General features: G+C 63.5%; 17 protein-coding genes. 3 read left to right on the top strand and 14 right to left on the bottom strand.

The genetic code is table 11. The annotated features are described in order from the left end of the window. Positions 1–19: 19 nt before the first annotated feature. The 4 genes from LB535_RS05565 to LB535_RS05550 form a co-directional block, all read right to left on the bottom strand. Positions 20–1,684: an alpha-glucosidase gene (locus tag LB535_RS05565; RefSeq protein WP_224631467.1), complete on the bottom strand. Its 1,665-nt coding sequence runs from the start codon at positions 1,682–1,684 to the stop codon at positions 20–22. A 4-nt stretch (positions 1,685–1,688) separates the two neighbouring features. Next, a complete protein-coding gene (locus LB535_RS05560; RefSeq protein WP_140844682.1) occupies positions 1,689–2,843 on the bottom strand; it encodes a carbohydrate ABC transporter permease in 1,155 nt (384 codons plus the stop codon). Position 2,844: 1 nt separating this feature from the next. Then, a complete protein-coding gene (locus LB535_RS05555; RefSeq protein WP_224631466.1) occupies positions 2,845–3,858 on the bottom strand; it encodes a carbohydrate ABC transporter permease in 1,014 nt (337 codons plus the stop codon). Positions 3,859–4,023: 165 nt separating this feature from the next. Beyond that, positions 4,024–5,379: an ABC transporter substrate-binding protein gene (locus LB535_RS05550; RefSeq protein WP_095768191.1), complete on the bottom strand. Its 1,356-nt coding sequence runs from the start codon at positions 5,377–5,379 to the stop codon at positions 4,024–4,026. A gap of 66 nt (positions 5,380–5,445) precedes the next feature. Between LB535_RS05550 and LB535_RS05545 the strand changes: the two genes are divergently transcribed. The 3 genes from LB535_RS05545 to LB535_RS05535 all read left to right on the top strand — a co-directional run bounded on the left by LB535_RS05545 (position 5,446) and on the right by LB535_RS05535 (position 8,246). Continuing rightward, complete coding sequence (locus LB535_RS05545) at positions 5,446–5,721, top strand: hypothetical protein (RefSeq protein ID WP_224631465.1); 276 nt, start codon at positions 5,446–5,448, stop codon at positions 5,719–5,721. A 16-nt stretch (positions 5,722–5,737) separates the two neighbouring features. After that, positions 5,738–6,760 (top strand): substrate-binding domain-containing protein, encoded by a 1,023-nt coding sequence (locus tag LB535_RS05540; protein WP_224604314.1) that lies wholly within the window; start codon positions 5,738–5,740, stop codon positions 6,758–6,760. 139 nt (positions 6,761–6,899) lie between these two features. Further along, positions 6,900–8,246, top strand: a complete 1,347-nt coding sequence (locus LB535_RS05535; protein WP_224631464.1) for an NAD(P)/FAD-dependent oxidoreductase — start codon at positions 6,900–6,902, stop codon at positions 8,244–8,246. 103 nt (positions 8,247–8,349) lie between these two features. On the opposite strand, the gene LB535_RS05530 is transcribed toward LB535_RS05535, so the two are convergent. The 10 genes from LB535_RS05530 to LB535_RS05485 all read right to left on the bottom strand — a co-directional run bounded on the left by LB535_RS05530 (position 8,350) and on the right by LB535_RS05485 (position 18,113). Beyond that, entirely contained in the window at positions 8,350–8,919 is a 570-nt protein-coding gene (locus tag LB535_RS05530; protein ID WP_224631463.1) for a GNAT family N-acetyltransferase, read from the bottom strand. A gap of 130 nt (positions 8,920–9,049) precedes the next feature. Then, entirely contained in the window at positions 9,050–10,498 is a 1,449-nt protein-coding gene (locus LB535_RS05525; RefSeq protein ID WP_224631462.1) for a S8 family serine peptidase, read from the bottom strand. Then, a complete protein-coding gene (locus tag LB535_RS05520) occupies positions 10,488–11,153 on the bottom strand; it encodes an anti-sigma factor (RefSeq protein WP_224610188.1) in 666 nt (221 codons plus the stop codon). The genes LB535_RS05525 and LB535_RS05520 overlap by 11 nt, the downstream gene beginning before the upstream one ends. After that, on the bottom strand, positions 11,150–11,716 hold the full coding sequence (locus tag LB535_RS05515; RefSeq protein ID WP_224631461.1) for a sigma-70 family RNA polymerase sigma factor: 567 nt from the start codon (positions 11,714–11,716) through the stop codon (positions 11,150–11,152). The genes LB535_RS05520 and LB535_RS05515 overlap by 4 nt, the downstream gene beginning before the upstream one ends. A gap of 280 nt (positions 11,717–11,996) precedes the next feature. Beyond that, positions 11,997–12,836, bottom strand: coding sequence for an alkaline phosphatase family protein (locus LB535_RS05510; RefSeq protein WP_224631460.1), 840 nt, complete (start codon positions 12,834–12,836; stop codon positions 11,997–11,999). A gap of 75 nt (positions 12,837–12,911) precedes the next feature. Beyond that, the gene (locus LB535_RS05505; RefSeq protein WP_224631459.1) at positions 12,912–13,061 is read right to left on the bottom strand and encodes a hypothetical protein; all 150 of its coding nucleotides are present in this window, start codon (positions 13,059–13,061) and stop codon (positions 12,912–12,914) included. After that, positions 13,058–14,713 (bottom strand): ABC transporter ATP-binding protein, encoded by a 1,656-nt coding sequence (locus LB535_RS05500; RefSeq protein WP_224631458.1) that lies wholly within the window; start codon positions 14,711–14,713, stop codon positions 13,058–13,060. Before LB535_RS05500 ends, LB535_RS05505 begins: the two co-directional genes overlap by 4 nt. Continuing rightward, positions 14,713–15,537 carry an ABC transporter permease gene (locus LB535_RS05495; protein WP_224532594.1) on the bottom strand — a complete coding sequence of 275 codons (825 nt, stop codon included), beginning with the start codon at positions 15,535–15,537 and terminating at the stop codon, positions 14,713–14,715. The genes LB535_RS05500 and LB535_RS05495 overlap by 1 nt, the downstream gene beginning before the upstream one ends. Positions 15,538–15,550: 13 nt before the next feature. After that, positions 15,551–16,510, bottom strand: coding sequence for an ABC transporter permease (locus LB535_RS05490; RefSeq protein WP_224631457.1), 960 nt, complete (start codon positions 16,508–16,510; stop codon positions 15,551–15,553). Between the two features lie 16 nt (positions 16,511–16,526). Next, positions 16,527–18,113: an ABC transporter substrate-binding protein gene (locus LB535_RS05485; protein WP_095769414.1), complete on the bottom strand. Its 1,587-nt coding sequence runs from the start codon at positions 18,111–18,113 to the stop codon at positions 16,527–16,529. Positions 18,114–18,115: the final 2 nt, after the last annotated feature.

Raw genomic sequence — 18,115 nt, 5'->3', positions numbered from 1 at the left:
TGATCCCTGTTTTAGAAGTTCAGTCGATGCGTCCGAACCAGGCGCCGTAGCCGCCGAGGCGGACCGGCCCGCTGCCAGTCTGTCCCGAAAAGCCGTGCCCGGGCAAGGGTTGCAGCGCACCTTTGCCGAGATCGACCTCGGAGGGCTTGCTGCCGAGATTGAAGGCGCAGACGATCCGCTCATTGCCCTCGCGGCGCGTGAAGGCGACGGTGTCACCATCGCTTTCGATAAAGTTGATGTCGCCCTTGGTCAGCGCCGGATGCTGGCGCCGGAAGGCTAGGAAGCGGCGGTAATGTTCGAGCAGCGAGCTTGCGTCGCCCTGCTGCGCGTTGACCGCCTGCGACAGGTGCTTGCCCGGCACCGGCAGCCACGGCTTGGCGGTCGAGAAACCGCCATTCTTGGCGGCCGCGTCCCAAACCATCGGCGTGCGGCAGCCGTCGCGACCCTTGAACTCCGGCCAGAACCGGATGCCGTAGGGATCCTGCAGGTCCTCGAACTTCAGCTCCGCCTCGCCAAGGCCGAGCTCTTCGCCTTGATAGATGCAGACCGAGCCGCGCAGCGACATCAAAAGCGCCGAGATCACCTTCAGATAGGCGATCGGATCCGCCTCGTTGGCGGCCCAGCGCGAGGCGACCCGCATCACGTCATGGTTGGAGAAGGCCCAGCACGACCAGCCGTCGCTGGCGACCGTGCCGAAGGCCTCCAGCACCGCGCGCGCTTTCGCCGCGCTGATCTTCTCCGGCGCCAGGAAGTCGAAGGAATAGCACATATGCACGCGCTTGCCGTCGGCGGTGTAAGCGGCGACCACCTCCAGGCCGCGCTGGGAATCGCCCACCTCGCCGACGGCGGCCTGCGCCGGATATTCGTCGAGAAGCGCGCGGAAGCGCTCCAGGAAGCCGAGATTCTCCGGCCGGCTCTTGTCGTAGATATGGTCCTGGTAATTGTAGGGATTGACCGCCGGCGCCGTCTGGTCGTTGCGCTGTTCCGGCGGCAGCGGCGGATTGTCCTCCAGCCCCTGGCTATGGAAGTAGAAATTGATCGTGTCGAGGCGGAAGCCGTCAACGCCGCGCTCCAGCCAGAAGCGGGTGATGTCGAGCAGCGCGTCCTGAACTTCTGCGTTGTGGAAGTTGAGGTCGGGCTGCTCGGCCAGGAAATTGTGCATGTAATACTGCTGGCGGCTGGTGTCCCACTGCCAGGCCGAGCCGCCGAAGATCGACAGCCAGTTGTTGGGCGGCGTGCCGTCGGGCTTTGCGTCCGCCCACACATACCAGTCGGCTTTCGGATTGTTGCGGCTGGAACGGCTTTCCTTGAACCAGGGGTGGATGTCGGCGGTGTGCGACAGCACCTCGTCGATCATCACCTTGAGGCCCAGGCGATGGGCTTCCGTCACCAGCGCGTCGAAATCGGCGAGCGTTCCGAACATCGGGTCGACGTCGCAATAGTCCGACACGTCGTAGCCGAAATCCTTCATCGGCGATTTGAAGAAGGGCGAGATCCAGATGGCATCGACGCCGAGCGAAGCGATATAGGGCAGGCGCTGAACAATGCCCTTCAGGTCCCCGATGCCGTCGCCGTTGGAGTCCTGATAGGAGCGCGGGTAAATCTGGTAGATCACCGCGCCCCGCCACCAGTCGCGGTCCACGGCCGGGTCTGGCTGCGACGTCGCCTTCAAAGCCGATTGCATGTCTTCAACCTCCTTTCACCGAGCCGGCAAGCAGCCCGCGGACGAAATAGCGCTGCAGCGAGAAGAACACGAACAGCGGCACGATGATGGTGATGAACGCCGATGTGGTCAGGATCTCCCACTTGCCGCCGCGCGAGCCGAGCAGCGCGTTGAGCTTGGCCGTCAGCACGATCTGATCGGGCGCCGTGCCGAGGAAAACCATCGCCACCAGTAGATCGTTCCATACCCACAGGAACTGGAAGATGGCGAAGGAGGCAAGCACCGGGAAGGACAGCGGCAGCACGATCTTGACGAAGATCTCGAAGTCGCTGGCGCCGTCGATGCGTGCCGATTCCATGATCTCGCGCGGCAGGCCGGCGATATAGCTCCTCAGCAGGTAGATGGCGAAAGGCAGGCCGAAGCCGGTATGTGCCAGCCATATGCCGAGATAGGTCTTGGACGGCACGCCGAAAAAGGCGCCGACCCCGTTATAGAGCCTGAGCAGCGGGATCAGCGACATCTGCAGCGGAACCACCAGAAGGCCGATGATCACCGCGATCAGCAGCGGCCGGCCGGGAAAGCGCATCCAGGCCAGCGCGTAGGCTGCGAAGGCTGCGATCAGGATTGGGATGATCGTCGCCGGGATGGTCACCGTCAGCGAGTTCATGAACGAGCGGCCGATGCCTTCGGAAAACAGCACCGAATCGTAGTTGTCCGTGGTGAATTTCGGCGGCGCCGAGGAGGCGAAATAGACGCGCTGGCCGCGGTCGCCCTCGAAGGCCTTCGGTGACGACAGCACGAAGCCGCCGTCGGCATTCATCTGCAGCGTGACGCCGTCATCGAGGTCGGCAACCGATCCCGCCTTGTACTGCGTCGGCGCGGAGGACTTGACGCCGAAGGCGCTGATCTCGCGCTTGGGGCCATCGCCGAAGATATTGCCCTCGATGACGTATTTGCCGTCCTTCTGGGTTTGCGCCGACGCGCCCGGCAGCCGTCCCGCCTCGCTCTGGCTGGAGCTGGCGAAGGAGTTCCACCAGCCGGAGGCGACGATCTGGTCCTTGTCGCGCAGCGACGAGACGAGGATGCCGAGGGTAGGGATTGTCCAGATCGCCACGAAGACGAGCACGGCGATATGGACGCCGAAGCGGCCGACAAAGGACTTTCCGGTCTTGGTCGCCATCTCAGTGCCCTCCCGTCTCTTTGTTGGCCTGGCGGATGTTCCAGACCATGATCGGGATGACCGCGATCATGATGATGATGGCGATGGTCGCGCCGCGGCCGAAATCGCCGCCGCCGCGGAACATCCAGTCGAACATCAGATTGGCGAGCACCTGTGTATTCCACTGGCCGTTGGTCATGGTCAGCACGATGTCGAACACTTTCAGCACCAGGATGGTGATGGTGGTCCACACCACGGCGATCGTGCCCCAGATTTGCGGCACCATGATCTTCCAGAAGATCTGGAACGGGTTGGCGCCGTCGATCACGGCCGCTTCCAGCGTCTCTTCCGGAATGCCGCGCAGCGCCGACGACAGGATGACCATCGCAAAGCCGGTCTGGATCCAGATCAGGATGATCATCAGGAAGAAATTGTTCCAGAACGGCAGCGATATCCAAACCTGCGGCTGGCCGCCGAAATATTGGATGATGGCGTTGAGCAGGCCGATCTGCACCTGGCCCTCGCCACGGTACTCGTAGATGAATTTCCAGATCACGCTGGCGCCGACGAAGGAGATCGCCAGCGGCAGGAAGATCAGGCTCTTGGCGATGGTGCCCCACCAGATCTTGTCGGTGAGCACGGCGATGATCAGGCCGAGGAAGGTGCAGGCAGCCGGCACCACGGCCAGCCACAGGATGTTGTTGAAGATCGAATTGCGCAAATCATGATCGCTGACCGCCCATTCATAATTGGCGAGCCCGACGAAATTGGTGCCGCCGCGGTCGAAGAAGGAGAGCCACAGCGTCGCGATCACCGGGTAGATCAGGTAGATGGCTAGGATGATCATCGCCGGGCCGACGAACAGCCAGGGTCGCACCATTCCCTGCCGGCGCAAATTGTCGACGGCGGCGGTGCCCGAGACGCCGCGTGACGGGAAGACGAGATCGAGCAGTTTGTTGGCGCCCCAGAAATAGGCGACACAGCCGCCGACGCCGACGATGATGACGAAGATGGCCGAGAAAATCTGAGCCGCCATGGGTCCCTCTCCCTGCGCATGACCGGCCGGCCGAGGCTGGCGATCGGATGCACCGACTTTCGGTTATTAGGAACAATCGAAACGCGAAGGCTTCCGGCGCGGACCGCCGGTCGGACCCGGACCGTAGCCCGGGTCCAATAGGAGGATTAGGAAGATTTCAGGATGCTATTTGATGCCGTCCCAGCTTTTCTGGATGTCGGCGGCGACGTCCTGCGCGGACTTGCCGCCCACCAGGTCGACCATGCCGGTCCAGAACGAGCCGGCGCCGATCTTGCCCGGCATCAGGTCGGATCCGTCGAACCGGACCGTCGTGGCGCCGACCAGGATCTCGCCCTGCTTCTTCAGCGCGTCGCTGCCATAGGCCTCCTTGTTGGCCGCCTTGAAGGGGGTGACGAAGCTCTTCTGCGCCATCCACAATTCATGCGCGAGCGGCATCTCGAGGAACTTGATGAACTCGCGCGAGGCCTTGGAATCCTTGGTGATCATCACCAGCGTTCCGGCCACTTCCAGCGGCGTGCCCAGTTCCGGCTTGGAGGCGTAAGGCGGGTAGGGGAAGAAGTCGGCGTCCTGGCCGAGCTTCACGTTTTCCGGGAAGAAGGACGGGATGAACGATGCCTGGTGGTGCATGTAGCACTTGGGCGGCACGGTGAAGAGGCCCTTCGGGCTGTCGCGGAAGTCGGTCGCCGCGACCGCCTTGGCGCCGCCGTCCACCATCTTGTCGTCGGTGGCGATCTTGCCGAAGATGTCGATGGCGTTGACCACGGCCGGATCGGTGAACGGGATCTCGTTCTTCACCCACTTGTCGTAGACTTCCGGCGGCTGCGTCCTCAGCATGATGTCCTCGACCCAGTCGGTCGCCGGCCAGCCGGTGGCGCCGCCCGAACCCAGCCCGATGCACCAGGGCTTGCCGCCGTCGGCGACGATCTTCTTCTCCAGATCGGCGAGTTCTTCCTGGGTCTTCGGCACCTTGTAGCCGGCCTCGTCGAAATTGTCGGGCGAGTACCAGACGAGCCCCTTCACGTCGATCTTGTAGGGAAAGGCATAGAAGCCCGATTTGCCGTCCTTGCCCGTATAGGTGCCGAGCTTGGCCCAGGAGTCGCCGGCGGCGTAATTTTCCTTGATCCAGGCCGCGACGTCGTCGCCCAGCGGGGTCAGCACGCCCTTGGAAGCAAGATCCTGGATGAGGCCGGGCTGCGGCAGGACGGCGATGTTGGGCGGGCTGCCGGCCTGGGTGTCGATGACGATCTGCTGCTCATAATTCTCGGACGAGGAATATTTCACCTCAGCGCCGGTCGCTTCCTGGAAATAGTCGAGAACGGATCGGACAAGCGCCTCGTCCTCGCCGCGCCACGGCCCGAAGATCGTCAGCGTCTCGCCCTTGAGGTCGACCTTCTTGAGGTCGTCGTAATTCGCCCAATGAAATTTCGAATCCTCGCCCGGCTTGAACTTCAGTTCGGCTTGCGCCGGCAGGCTGAGGGTGAGTGCCGCGAACGCCGCACCCAAGAGAAGCATTTTCTTCATCGCAAGTCCTCCCAGTGATCACAAAAAGGACGAAACCTCCATTTCGTCCGCCGACGCCGCGGAACTGTGACTCAGCGAAAGGGCAACCGCAACCTTTCGAAGAGACTTCCAAAGCGCTTTGGCTATTTTGATCTCGCCATTGAATCGCCTTGGAGTCAAGTGGGCGCGTCATTAATCGATTTAAATAGGAGAAGATTAAGCGAAAAAAGTGCAGCGCAGCATGCTTTTTTGGCACTGCAGCAGCAATTTTGCTTCAAACGACGCTGTCTGGCCTCTAAGGTCGTCATGCTTGATGATCACGCCAACAATCGTCAGACCGATTCAAAATTGAAAGCGCTTTGAGGCTGGAGGGCCTCCGATGAACCTCAAGCAGCTGTCGCATATGCTGTCGCTCTCGCAGACCACGGTGAGCCGGGCGCTGAACGGCTACCCCGAGGTTAACGAGGAGACCCGGCGCCGGGTTATGGATGCCGCCAAGCGCCATGGCTACCGGCCCAACCCCAGCGCGCGCCGGCTCGCCACCGGCAAGTCGGGAATGATCGGCTATGTGCTGCCGACCGGTGCCGCCGTCGACATCGATCCGCACTTCGTCGAATTCCTCTCCGGCCTCGGCGACTATGCCCGTGCGCACGAGCTCGACCTTGTGCTTTCGCCCGCCGATGCCGACGACGAGGAAACGACCTACCGCCGCATCGTCGCCAACCGCCAGGTCGACGCCGTCTACCTGTCCTCGCCGCGGCCGGCCGACAAGCGGCTGGCGCTGGTCAACACGCTGGGCATCCCTTTCATCGTCCATGGCCGCAGCGAAGGCTTCGATTTCGACTATCCCTATCTCGACATCGACAATGAGGGCGCCTTCCACGAAGCGTCGAGACTGTTGATCCAGCTCGGCCACAAGCGCCTGGCGCTGATCAACGGCAACGAGCGCGAGACCTTCGCCATCCACCGCGAGCGCGGCATGCGCCGCGCGCTTGCCGCGAACGGGCTGGCACTCGGCGAACGCCACATCCGCTCGGTGGCGATGACCGAGGAAAACGGCTACCGGGCCGCCCGCCGCCTGCTCGAGGAGGCTGAGCCGCCGACGGCGATCGTCTGCTCCAGCCTGATCATGGCGCTGGGTGTGGTGCGCGCCGTGCGCGATCTCGGCCTCACCATTCCGGGCGACCTCTCGCTGATCGCCCATGACGACGTCTTCCCCTGGCTGCGGCCGGAGAATTTCCCGGTGCCGCTGTCGACGACACGCTCCTCGATCCGCCTCGCCGGCGCGCGTGTCGCCGAGCGCCTCGCCGCGCGGATATCGGGGTTGGAAGAGGGGGCTCGCGGTGAGGTCTGGCCAGTGGATCTGGTGGTGCGAGGGTCGGTGGCCGGAGCGCCGGTATAGGGGCCTAATCCAACAGCTTCGCCACTGACTCATTCCGGGCGACTGCCGTGGGACAACGGTCAGCCTTCGGCTGCTCCTGATGCTGGACGGTGACAACCGGTAAGCCAGAACCGTCAACCAGTCCTTCCGGGTGCGCCATTTGCCGACATTCCCGTTCACCGAAGCGGATCCAGTCCAGTACCCCGGTCCTCCGCCGAAGACTTCGGAGGTGGTGATCGTCGGTGGCGGCATCATCGGCGTAACGACGGCCCTCTTCCTTGCTTCCCGAAACATTCCGGTGACGCTGCTGGAAAAAGGCCGCGTTGCGGCCGAACAGTCCTCCCGCAATTGGGGCTGGATCAGAAAGCAGGGACGGGACGCGGATGAGCTGCCGATCGTCATCGAGGCCTGTCGCCTATGGCGGCAACTGGCCGAGGAATGCGGCGAGGACATCGGGCTCAACCAGACAGGCGTGACCTACCTGGCGAACGCCGACAAGGACATGGCCAAGTTCGAAGAATTCATGAGGATCGCCGCGATCCATGGGCTCGACACGCGCCTTCTGGACGCCGACGAGACCGCAAAACTCATCACCGGCATGTCGCGCAGATTCAAGGGCGCGATGACGACGCCCTCAGATATGCGCGCGGAACCTTGGTTGGCGGTGCCTGCGTTAGCCAGGCTTGCCGTGCGAAAAGGCGCCAGGATCGTGGAGAATTGCGCGGCGCGCACCCTCGAGATCGCAGCCGGCAGGATCAAGGGCGTTTGGACCGAGGCGGGATATATCGAGACCTCAACCGTGCTGGTCGCGGGCGGCGCCTGGTCGTCCCTGTTCCTGGCGAGACATGGCGTAGCCATCCCCCAGCTCAGCGTCCGCGTTACCGCGGCCGCCACAGAACCCATGCCTGAGGTCTATCGAGGCGCGGCCGCCGACGACCACATCGCTTTCAGGCGCAGGCAGGATGGCGGATATACGCTCGCTGCGGGCGGCAGCCACTTGCTTTATCTGGGGCCTGACGCATTCCGGCACTTCACCAAGTATATTCCCGCCCTCAGGGACAATCCGTTCGGAACGCGCTATTTCCCGTTCGCTCCGTCAGGCTACCCGGACGGCTGGTCGACGCCACGCAATTGGGCGCCGGATTCCGCAAGCCCTTTCGAAAGAATGCGCGTGCTCAACCCAGCCCCTGAGCCGGCAAAGCTTCGCTCGATCGAGCGCAATTTCAAACAGCTTTTCCCCCGGTTCGAGACGGTTCGTCTGAAGGCCGGCTGGGGCGGCATGATTGACGCCATGCCCGACGTCGTCCCCGTCGTGGATCGGGTCCAGGCGATCGGCGGTCTTTTCGTCGCAACGGGCATGAGCGGCCACGGATTCGGTATCGGACCTGGCATCGGCCGCGTCGTCTGCGACATGATCCAGGGAAATGAAACCGGCCACGACCTCAGCCGTTTTCGATTGTCGCGTTTCTATGACGGAAGCCCTGTCCGGCTAGGTCCGGCTCTTTAAACCGGGGACCGGAAGTCCATTCTCAATCGCCCACGCCATAGGCGATTGGTCGCTGACGGTCACTGCGATGACGCCCGATTGCGATGCGGGTATTAGTTAAACCCTAAGTTCTTTTGAAGCGACCGGATCGACCTTCAGACGGACCAAATTCTCTGTCCAGCAGCCCCATAATGATGTCTTCCTGCCAAGCCCCGCTGACCAATGCGGCTTCGCGCTCACGTCCCTCCTCCACAAATCCGCATTTGCGGTAGCAGGCGATCGCGCGGGAGTTGCTCGATAATACACGCAGGAACACACGGTGCAGGCCAAGACCAAACGCATAACCGAGGACGAGCCTGATCGCTTCGGCGCCATATCCCTTGCCGAGGTATGCTTGATCGTCGATGCCGATGGCCAAGGCCGCCCTCTTATCGTGCCAGTCTATGCTGTGAAGGCGCACATGACCGACAAAGCAACCTGCATCGATCACCCATGCATAGTCCTGTTGCTCGATGAAGCGAATGGCTGCTTCGGCATCGGCTCGGGTAAAGGTTGTGTTTGGGTCGAATATCCCACCGTAGGCTTCAACGATCTCGCGATGCCGACCGAGCGCTAGCCGAGCTTCCACATCTTCGGGAATTGGTCTGCGAAGGATGAGGCGAGCGCCCCGAAGTTCGGGAAGATCGGCTGTCATTTGCGGAAGCTAAGATGTTCGTGCCTATTTGTCGAATGGCCGGCTCCGCTCATCGCGGCCATTTGCGATAACCCTTTGATTGAGGTTCAACACCAAAGGCACCGGGGCATTAGCCTCTCGAACACGAGACTCACTCCTTCGCCGCCCCGGCAGCCTTGATGTCCAGCAACCCATAGCCGAAGTCATTGTCCCGCCCCTTGGGCCCAAGATCCTTGGCCGTCGCCGCAAGCGCCTTCTCGATGTCATCGGCCGTGCGGTTCGGCGCGGCATGGATGAGATTGGCGATGGCGCCGGATACGATTGCGGCGGCGAAGGAGGTGCCGGTCACCACGTCGGAGCCGGCGCCGCTCGGCGCCACCATTTCGACACCCGGCGCCGAGATGAAGACATAGGCGCCGCGATTGGCTTGCGGCATCAGCCCGTCCTTGGCGTCGGTGGCGGTCACGGCGATGACGCCGTCGAAAGCGGCGGGATAGCCATAGGGCGCTTTCGGGCCGTTGTTGCCGGCGGCCGCCACCAGCACCACGCCCAGCCCCCGCGCATTCCGGCAGGCGATGCCGAGCAGGTCGTTCTTCGGGCCGACGAAGCTCATATTGATGATGCGCACATTCTGCTCGGCCGCCCAGTCGAGCGCCGACAGGATGACGTCCATGGTCGACTTGCCGCCTTCGAAGGCGCGGGCGTGATAGATTTTGGCGCCGGGCGCCATGCCTTCCAGCGGACCGACACCGGCAATCAGTCCGTCGACCGAGGTGCCGTGGTCGCGCTTCTCGATCGGCACGTTGGGCATGGCGTCGTATTGGCCGGCAATCACGCCGGCGAGCGCCGGGTTGCTGTCGTCAATGCCGGTGTCGATGACGGCGACCCGCACATTCTCGCCGCTCGCCGCCTTGGCATCGAGCGCGATGCGCTCGAAGGCGTAGTTGACGATGCCCGCCGCCTGTTGCAGCGAATAGATATGGTTCGGCTCGCGCCGCTGCGTGCGCCCATCGGCTGCGAGCTGCGCCAGCACGACGCCGACCGGCCGCCCGTCGGTGATGCCGAAGCGCACCAATGTGGTGCCGAGCAGCAGCGACTGGCGCTGCGAGCGCACCTGCAGGCCAAAGGAATTAGCGATCTGCTGCACCACGCCGGCATCGCCGGCGACCGTCACCAGCACTTCGTCGGGCACGAATTCACCGGCGATCGCGCGCGGGGGTTCCGCCAGATTGAGGCCCTGCGGCACCGTGACGGGCCCGCTCGGCGTTGGAGCGGGTGGCGGCGTGGTGCTGGAACCGTTCGATGACGACGTTCCGTCCGCCGGCGTTCGCGGGGCGGCGCTCGCCGGGGGATTCGGGAACAGGTCGACGATGAGCGCCGGCAGGACCACCGCGCCGCCCATGGCCGTGCCCGACGTCGCGACGCCATTCCTGGCACCGCCCTCCTTGTCGCAGCCCCCACCGGCCGCCGTCGTGCGGTCCAGGCAATCGAGCTGTTTTTGCGTCAGGTTCGGATCGTTGGTCTGCGCGGAGGCAGGCGCGGCGACAAATGCCGCCGCCGCAAGGAGCGCCGCATGCAGAATGACCGCCTTAGCCGCCATCGGCCGGTTTCCTTCCCTGCACCACAGCCTCCGCGAAAGGCTGGGCGGCAATAAGGCCGACGAGCTTGTCGTAATCGGCCGCCGTGCTGGCCGGAATCGTCAGGTGGAACACGCCGTCCGCGGTCGGGCCGCCGGCGATCTTCAACCCGTTCTGGCCGAGGAAGGCGGCGATATCGGCCATCTTCGCATCCGCCTTGAACTTGACCAGCGCGAAAGGCAGCTTCGCCAGATCGTCCTGAGCGCCGGCCACCTCGAAGTCCTTGCCCTTGCCGCCCGGCTGTTCGAAGGACTGCACGATGACCAGCGCAAGCAGCGCCGCGGCAGCCGCCCAGGCGACACCGGCAGGCATTGCCGTCACCCGGCCGAAGACTCTTGCCAGCCAGGATTGGCCGGGCGTTCGCACCGGACCGGCCTCGGCGTCCAGCGCCTTGGAGAAGCGGGAGAACGCGTCGGCGGGCGGCCGGATCGCCTCGTTGGCGGCTGCGGTGCCGGAGAACTCGGCCTCCGCTTCGCCAAGCGCATTCATCGCCGCCGGATCGGTGGCCAGCCACTCCTCGACGGCCTCCAGCTCGGCGCCTTCCAGCGAGCCGTTCAGGTAGAACGGCAGCAGCGTTTCCATCTCGTCGCGACGCGACATCTTTTCAGCGGCGCTCATGGCCAACCCCTGTCGTAACCGGCGGCCTTGAGGGCTTCGCCGAGTTTCTTGCGGGCGTAGAACATCCTGGTCTTGACGGTCGCGACCGGGATGTCGAGCACCTCGCCGATCTCGGTCACCGACTGGCCATGATAATAGGCAAGGTCGATCACCGTGCGGTGTTCTTCCGGCAGGGCATCGACGAAGCGGCGCAAGGCGGCGGCCTTGTCTTCCTTCATGGTCACGACTTCCGGCGTGTCGGCGCCGTCGGGAATTTGCGCGGCGTCGTCGTCGTCGATCCAGTCTTCCTTCTTCTTGCGCAGCATGGATAGCGCCTTGAAGCGGGCGATGCCGAGCAGCCACGTGGAAACTTCAGAGCGGCCCTCGAAACTGGGCGCCTGTTTCCACAGCTCCAGAAAAACCTCATTCGTGATATCGTCGGCCATCATTTCCGATCCCGTCTGGCGCGCCACGAAGCGGTAGATCCGCGCGTGGTGACGCATGAACAGGAGCCGGACGGCGGCCCGGTCGCCCTTCACGACCCGGTCCACAAGCGCGCGATCGGTTTCCGTCGCCGCATTCATGGCCGGTCGAGCCGCCTGGCTCCTCGAAGCTCTGTCGCTGATCGGTCCAAAAAGGTTCACCCTCCGCCAAGGATTTTCTTGGAGGCTAACTGAAGAGCGGGGAGGTTGCCAGTAGGGACGCTTTTCCTTCTCCCCTTGTGGGAGAAGGTGGCCGCGAAGCGGCCGGATGAGGGGTGTTCCAGGGAAAGCCAGCGTCTCACTCCGCTGGAACACCCCTCATCCGTCTCGGCGCTGCGCGCCGATCCACCTTCTCCCACAGGGGGGGAGAAGGAAAGGCCGCTTAACCCAAAAACGCCTTCGCCTTCATCGTCTCCGGTATCGTCACGCCAAGCCGGCTCAGCACTGTCGGCGCGAGCTGCAGCTGGTCGAGCAGCGTGTCGGCCTCCGGTCCCTTCGCTGGCCCGAAATAATAGAGCGCGAAATCCTGCATCTCGTCGTCATGGCCGCCATGGTGGCCGCGATCGGTCTGGCCATGGTCGGCCGTCACGATCACTTCATAGCCGGCTGCGCGCCATTGCGGCAGGAAGGCTGCCAACATGCCGTCCGTCGCGTAGCAGGCATGGTCCATCTCGTGGCAGTCATGGCCGAAGCGGTGACCCATCGAATCCAGCGTGCAGGTGTGCAGGATGCCGTAGTCGATGCCATGGCGTTTGGTCAGCATCGTCAGCGTCGCGAACAGGTCGACATCGCTTGGCGTCATCTGATTCTTGAGATTGTAGCCGGTCATGGTGTGGAAGCGGCCATGCGTGATCGGCCCGCCCGGCTCGTCGAACTCCATGTCCTCGACAAGGTCGAACGGATACGAGCGGAAGAATTCCGACCAGTAGGAATGGGTCACCGCGCCCGTCTTGCCGCCGGCCTTGCTCACTTCCGAAAAGATATCCGGCTGCGTGACGCGAAAGCGGTTCTCGTTGGAAAGGATGCCGTGCACCTGCGGCGTGACACCGGTGTGGATCGAGGCGTAACAGCAGGCGGAGGTCGAGGGCAGCACCGAGCGCATCTTCCACACCTGCGCCTCGCCCGACTGCGCCCAGCCTTCGAGATTGCCCATCAGCCGGCGCCAGTTCCGGTAGGGCACGCCGTCGAGGATGATGAGCAGCAGTTTGGATTTGAGCGCCACGGCGGTTCCCATGCATCGAAAACAGCAGCGCCGCGTGTCGCGCGGACACGCGGCGCTGCTTTGGATAGCTTGATATCAGGCGTTCAGCCAGCACTCGTTGAGCGCATAGCCGTCCATCATCTCGCCATTCGGATTCTTCACCCAGCCGCCGACCTTCTTGGCATTGGCGGCGACGCTACTCCGTGCGGAAAGCCGCCTTAACAGTTTCTGCGGGAATTGCGTCAATTGCCGGCGCTTTCCATGCGCCGGCCCTTGATGGCCTTCTCCAGCCAGCCGATCTCCATTTCGGGAACGGAGGAGAGGAGCAGGTCGGTGTAGGCGTCGAAGGGCGGCGTCAGCACCTTGCTCTTGGATCCGTAGCGCACCACTTCACCGCGATACATCACCGCGATCGAATCGGCGATCGACTTCACCGTCGCCAGATCGTGGGTGATGAAAAGGTAGGCCACCTTCTCGATCTGCTGCAAGTTGAGCAGCAGCTTGAGGATGCCGTGGGCGACCAGCGGGTCGAGCGCCGAGGTCACCTCGTCGCAGATGATCAGCTTCGGCTTGGCGGCCAGCGAGCGGGCGATGCAGACGCGCTGCTTCTGGCCGCCGGAAAGCTCGGCCGGATAGCGGTCGACGAAGCCCTTGCCCATCTCGATCTCGTCGAGCAGCTCGGCGACGCGCTTGTCTCGTTCGCGGCCCTTCATGCCGAAATAGAACTCCAGCGGCCGGCCGATGATGGTGCCTACCGTCTGGCGCGGATTCATCGCCACGTCGGCCATCTGGTAGATCATTTGCAGCTGGCGAAGGTCCTCCTTCGGCCGGTCGGCGAGCCTGTTGGCAAGCGTGCGGCCGTCGAAGACGACGCTACCTTTCTCGGGCGGCAAGAGACCGGTGATGGCGCGCGCCAGCGTCGATTTGCCGGAACCGCTCTCGCCGACCACGGCCAGCGTCTGGCCTGGAAAGATGTCGACCGAAACGTTCTTCAGCACCTTGACGTGGCCGCCGCCATAGGCGGCCGTCACGTTCTTCACCGATAGCATCGGCGTCGTGCCCGGCTGCTGTTCCTGGTGTTCGATCTGATGCACCGAGACCAGGGCGTTGGTGTATTCCTGGCGCGGCTCCTTGATGATCTGGTGGGTGCCGCCCCATTCGACCAGCCGGCCGTGACGCAGCACCATGATCTCGTCGGACACCTGCGCCACGACGGCTAGATCGTGGGTGATGTAAAGGGCCGCGACATGGGTGTCGCGGATGGCATCCTTGATCGCTGACAGCACGTCGATCTGCGTCGTCACGTCGAGGGCCGTCGTCGGCTCGTCGAAGACGATCAGGTCCGGCTCCGAGCACAACGCCATCGCCGTCATCACGCGCTGCAGCTGGCCGCCCGATACCTGGTGCGGGAAGCGTTGGCCGATCGTTTCGGGATTGGGCAGGCTGAGCTTCCTGAACAGGGCGACGGCGCGTTTCTCGGCTTCGGCGCGGGTCGCGGTGCCGTGCAGGAGGGTAGCCTCCACCACCTGGTCCATCAGCCGGTGCGCCGGATTGAAGGCCGCCGCAGCCGACTGGGCGACATAACAGACTTCGCGGCCGCGCAGCTTGCGCAGGCCTTCCTTGCCGCCTTTCAGTATGTCGCGGCCGTTGAGGATGACCTCGCCGCCGGTAATCCGAACGCCGCCGCGGCCATAGCCCATCGACGACAGGCCGATGGTCGACTTGCCGGCGCCGGACTCGCCGATCAGCCCAAGCACCTTGCCCTTCTCCAGCGTCAGCGAAACGTCGTGGACAAGCGGGATGGTCCTCGGTGCTTCGCCCGGCGGATAGACCGTCGCTTCGATGCGCAGGTTGCGGATGTCGAGGAGAGGACCGGACTTTGCTTTGCCGTCAACCATCAGCCGCGTCCTCCCTTCAGGCTCGTCGTGCGATTGAGCACCCAGTCGGCGACGAGATTGACCGAGATCGCAAGTGCCGCGATCGCCGCCGCCGGGATGAGCGCCGCCGGAATGCCGAACACGATGCCGTCCTTGTTCTCCTTCACCATGCCGCCCCAGTCGGCATCCGGCGGCTGCACGCCGAGGCCGAGGAAGGACAGCGTCGACAGGAACAGCACGGCATAGATGAAGCGCAGCCCGAGTTCCGAGACCAGCGGCGACAGCGCATTGGGAAGGATCTCGCGGAAGATGATCCAGCCGCTGCCTTCGCCGCGCAGCTTCGCTGCCTCGACATAGTCCATGACGTTGATGTCGACGGCGACCGCGCGCGACAGTCGGTAGACGCGGGTCGAATCGAGGATGCCCATGACCAGGATCAGCGTCACTAGGTTCGACGGCAGCACCGAAAGCACGACGAGGCCCATGATCAGCGTCGGGATCGACATGAGGAGGTCGACGAGCCGCGACAGGATCGTGTCGTACCAGCCGCCGAATACCGCCGCCGAAAAGCCGAGAATGGCCCCGAGCGAGAAGGAGAGTGCCGTCGCCAGCACCGCGATGAACAGCGTGATGCGGGCGCCGTAGATCATGCGCGACAACAGATCGCGGCCGAGATTGTCGGTGCCCAGCCAGTGCGCGGCCGACATCGGCTCCCACACGTCGCCGATGATCTCGGCGTTGCCGTGCGGCGCGATCAAGGGCGCGAAGATTGCCGCCAGCACGAACAGCGCGGTCAGCACCAGGCCGACCAGCGATGGCAGAGGGATGCGTCTGATATCGAGCATATCGGCCGCCCCCCTACTTCGGATGCCTGAGTCGCGGATTGGCGACGATCGCCGCAATGTCTGCGATGATGTTGAGGGTGATATAGACGGCGGCGAAGATCAAGCCGACCGCCTGCACGACCGGCACGTCGCGCTTCGTGACGTGGTCGACCAGATATTGCCCCATGCCTGGATAGACAAAGATCACCTCGACCACGACGACGCCGACCACCAGATAGGCAAGGTTGAGCATGACGACATTGATGATCGGCGCGATCGCGTTCGGGAAGGCATGCTTGCGGATAACGGCAGCGGCCGACAGCCCCTTGAGTTCGGCCGTCTCGACATAGGCCGACTGCATGACGTTGAGGATCGCCGCGCGCGTCATGCGCATCATATGGGCGAGCACCACCAGAGTCAGCGCTGCCGCAGGCAGCGCGATGGCCTGCAGGCGCTCACCCAAAGACATTCCGTCATAGACGGTCGAGATGGCCGGGAACCATTGGTGCTGGACCGCGAAGTAGAAGACGAGCAGATAGCCGATGAAGAACTCCGGGAAGGAGGTCGAGGCAAGCGCCACGCCGGAGATCAGCTTGTCGACCCAGCCATTACGGTAGCGCACCGCGATCAACCCAAGCGTGATCGCCAGCGGGATCGCCACGACGGCCGCCCAGAAGGCCAGGAACAGCGTATTCCACAGCCGTTCCTTGATCGAAGTCGCGATGTCCTGGCCGCTCGACATAGCGGTGCCGAGATCGCCGGTCAGCACGCCGCCCAGCCAGTGGAAGTAACGGATATAGGCAGGCTGGTTGAGCCCGAGCTGCTCGCGCAGATTGGCCAGCGACTCCGGGGTCGCCGATTGTCCCAGGATGGCTTGCGCGACGTCGCCGGGCAGAATCTGCGTGCCGGCGAAGATCAGGACCGAAACGGCCAGCAGAAGGAGGATGCCCAGCGCAACGCGCTGGGCCACCAGTTTCACGATGGGTGAGGACATCTCCGCAAGGCCGTGCTCAGGCTTCGAGCCAGCACTTCGCCAGCGCGTAGCCGTTGCAAAGCTCCTGATGCGGATCCTCCACCCAGCCAGCCACCTTGGGGCCTGTTGCGTCGATGAACTGATTGAACATCGGCAGAATCAGGCCGCCTTCGTCGCGCACCATGACGGCCATGTCGTGGTAGATCGCCTTGCGCTTGGCCTCGTCGAGTTCGGCGCGCGCGGCCAGCACCATCTTGTCGAAGTCCGGGCGCTTGAAACGCGTGTCGTTCCAATCGGCGGTCGACAGATAGGCGGTCGAGTACATCTGGTCCTGGGTCGAGCGACCGCCCCAATAGGAGGCGCAGAAGGGCTGCTTGTTCCAGACTTCGTTCCAATAGCCGTCGCCGGGCTCGCGCTTGAGCTCGATCTTGATGCCGGCCTTGGCGGCGCTCTGCTGGAAAAGCTGGGATGCATCGACAGCGCCCGGGAAGGCGACGTCCGAGGTCCTAAGCAGCACAGGGCCGTCATGGCCGGACTTCTTGTAGTGGAATTTGGCCTTGTCCGGATCGTACTTGCGCTGCTCGATCTCGGTGAATAGCGGGTAGGAGGCGTTGATCGGGAAATCGTTGCCGAGCGAGCCGTAGCCGCGCAGCACTTTTTTCAACATCTCCTCGCGGTCGATCGCCAGCTTCAACGCCATCCTGAGATCGTTGTTGTCGAACGGCGCCGTGTTGCAATGCATGATGAACACGTAGTGGCCCGGACCGGAGTGGTTGCGGATGGTGACGCCAGGCACGCGCTTGATCAGATCGACGATCTTCGGCTCGACGCGGTTGATCATGTTGACCTGGCCGCCCTGCAGGGCCGCCGTGCGCGCTGTCGCATCGTTGATGACGATGATTTCGATCTGGTCGGCGTGGCCCATCTTGTCGCCCTGCCAGTAATTGGCGAAGCGTTCGCCGCCATGGCGCACTCCGGGCTCATTGACCTTGACCTTGTACGGACCGGCGCCGATGCCCGCATCGGCCTTGTCCTTGCCGCCGTTCGGCTGGACGATCAGGTGATAGTCGCTGAGAAGGTAGGGGAGGTCGGCGTTAGGCTCCTTCAGCGTCAGCACGACTTCCTTGCCGTTGACCTTGATGGTGTCGATGCCCTTCATGTAGCCCAACGCGCCGGACTTGGACTTCTCGTCCGAATGACGCTCGAGCGTGGCAGCGACGTCTTCTGCGGTAACCGTCTTGCCGTTGTGGAACTCGATGCCGTCGCGTATTTTCAGCGTCCAGACCTTGGCGTCGTCCGAAGAGCCGATCTCCTCGGCGATGCGGTTCTCCAGCTTGCCGTCGGGCGAGAGCTCCACGATCAATTCGCCCCACATTTTGCCGAAGGCAAAGGGCACCTGGGTCATGAACAGGGCCGGATCGAGGCTGTTGGTGGATTCACCGCCGACCAGACCGGCCTTCAGCGTGCCGCCCTTGACCGGGCCGGCAGCGCGCACGGCGCTGGAGAGCAGCGAGTTGGCAAAGGTAGCGGTGACGCCGAGCGCCGCGGCGCGACCGAGAAAGTCGCGACGGCTAAGTTTTCCGGCCGCGACTCGCCGGCTGAGATAGTCGAGTTCGTTGGACATTA

Origin of the sequence: Mesorhizobium sp. CA10 (assembly GCF_020165285.1) — a bacterium.
Taxonomy (GTDB): Bacteria; Pseudomonadota; Alphaproteobacteria; order Rhizobiales; family Rhizobiaceae; genus Mesorhizobium.
Note: the sequence above shows the minus strand (reverse complement) of the source record. Positions and strands in the feature narration are given on the sequence as shown.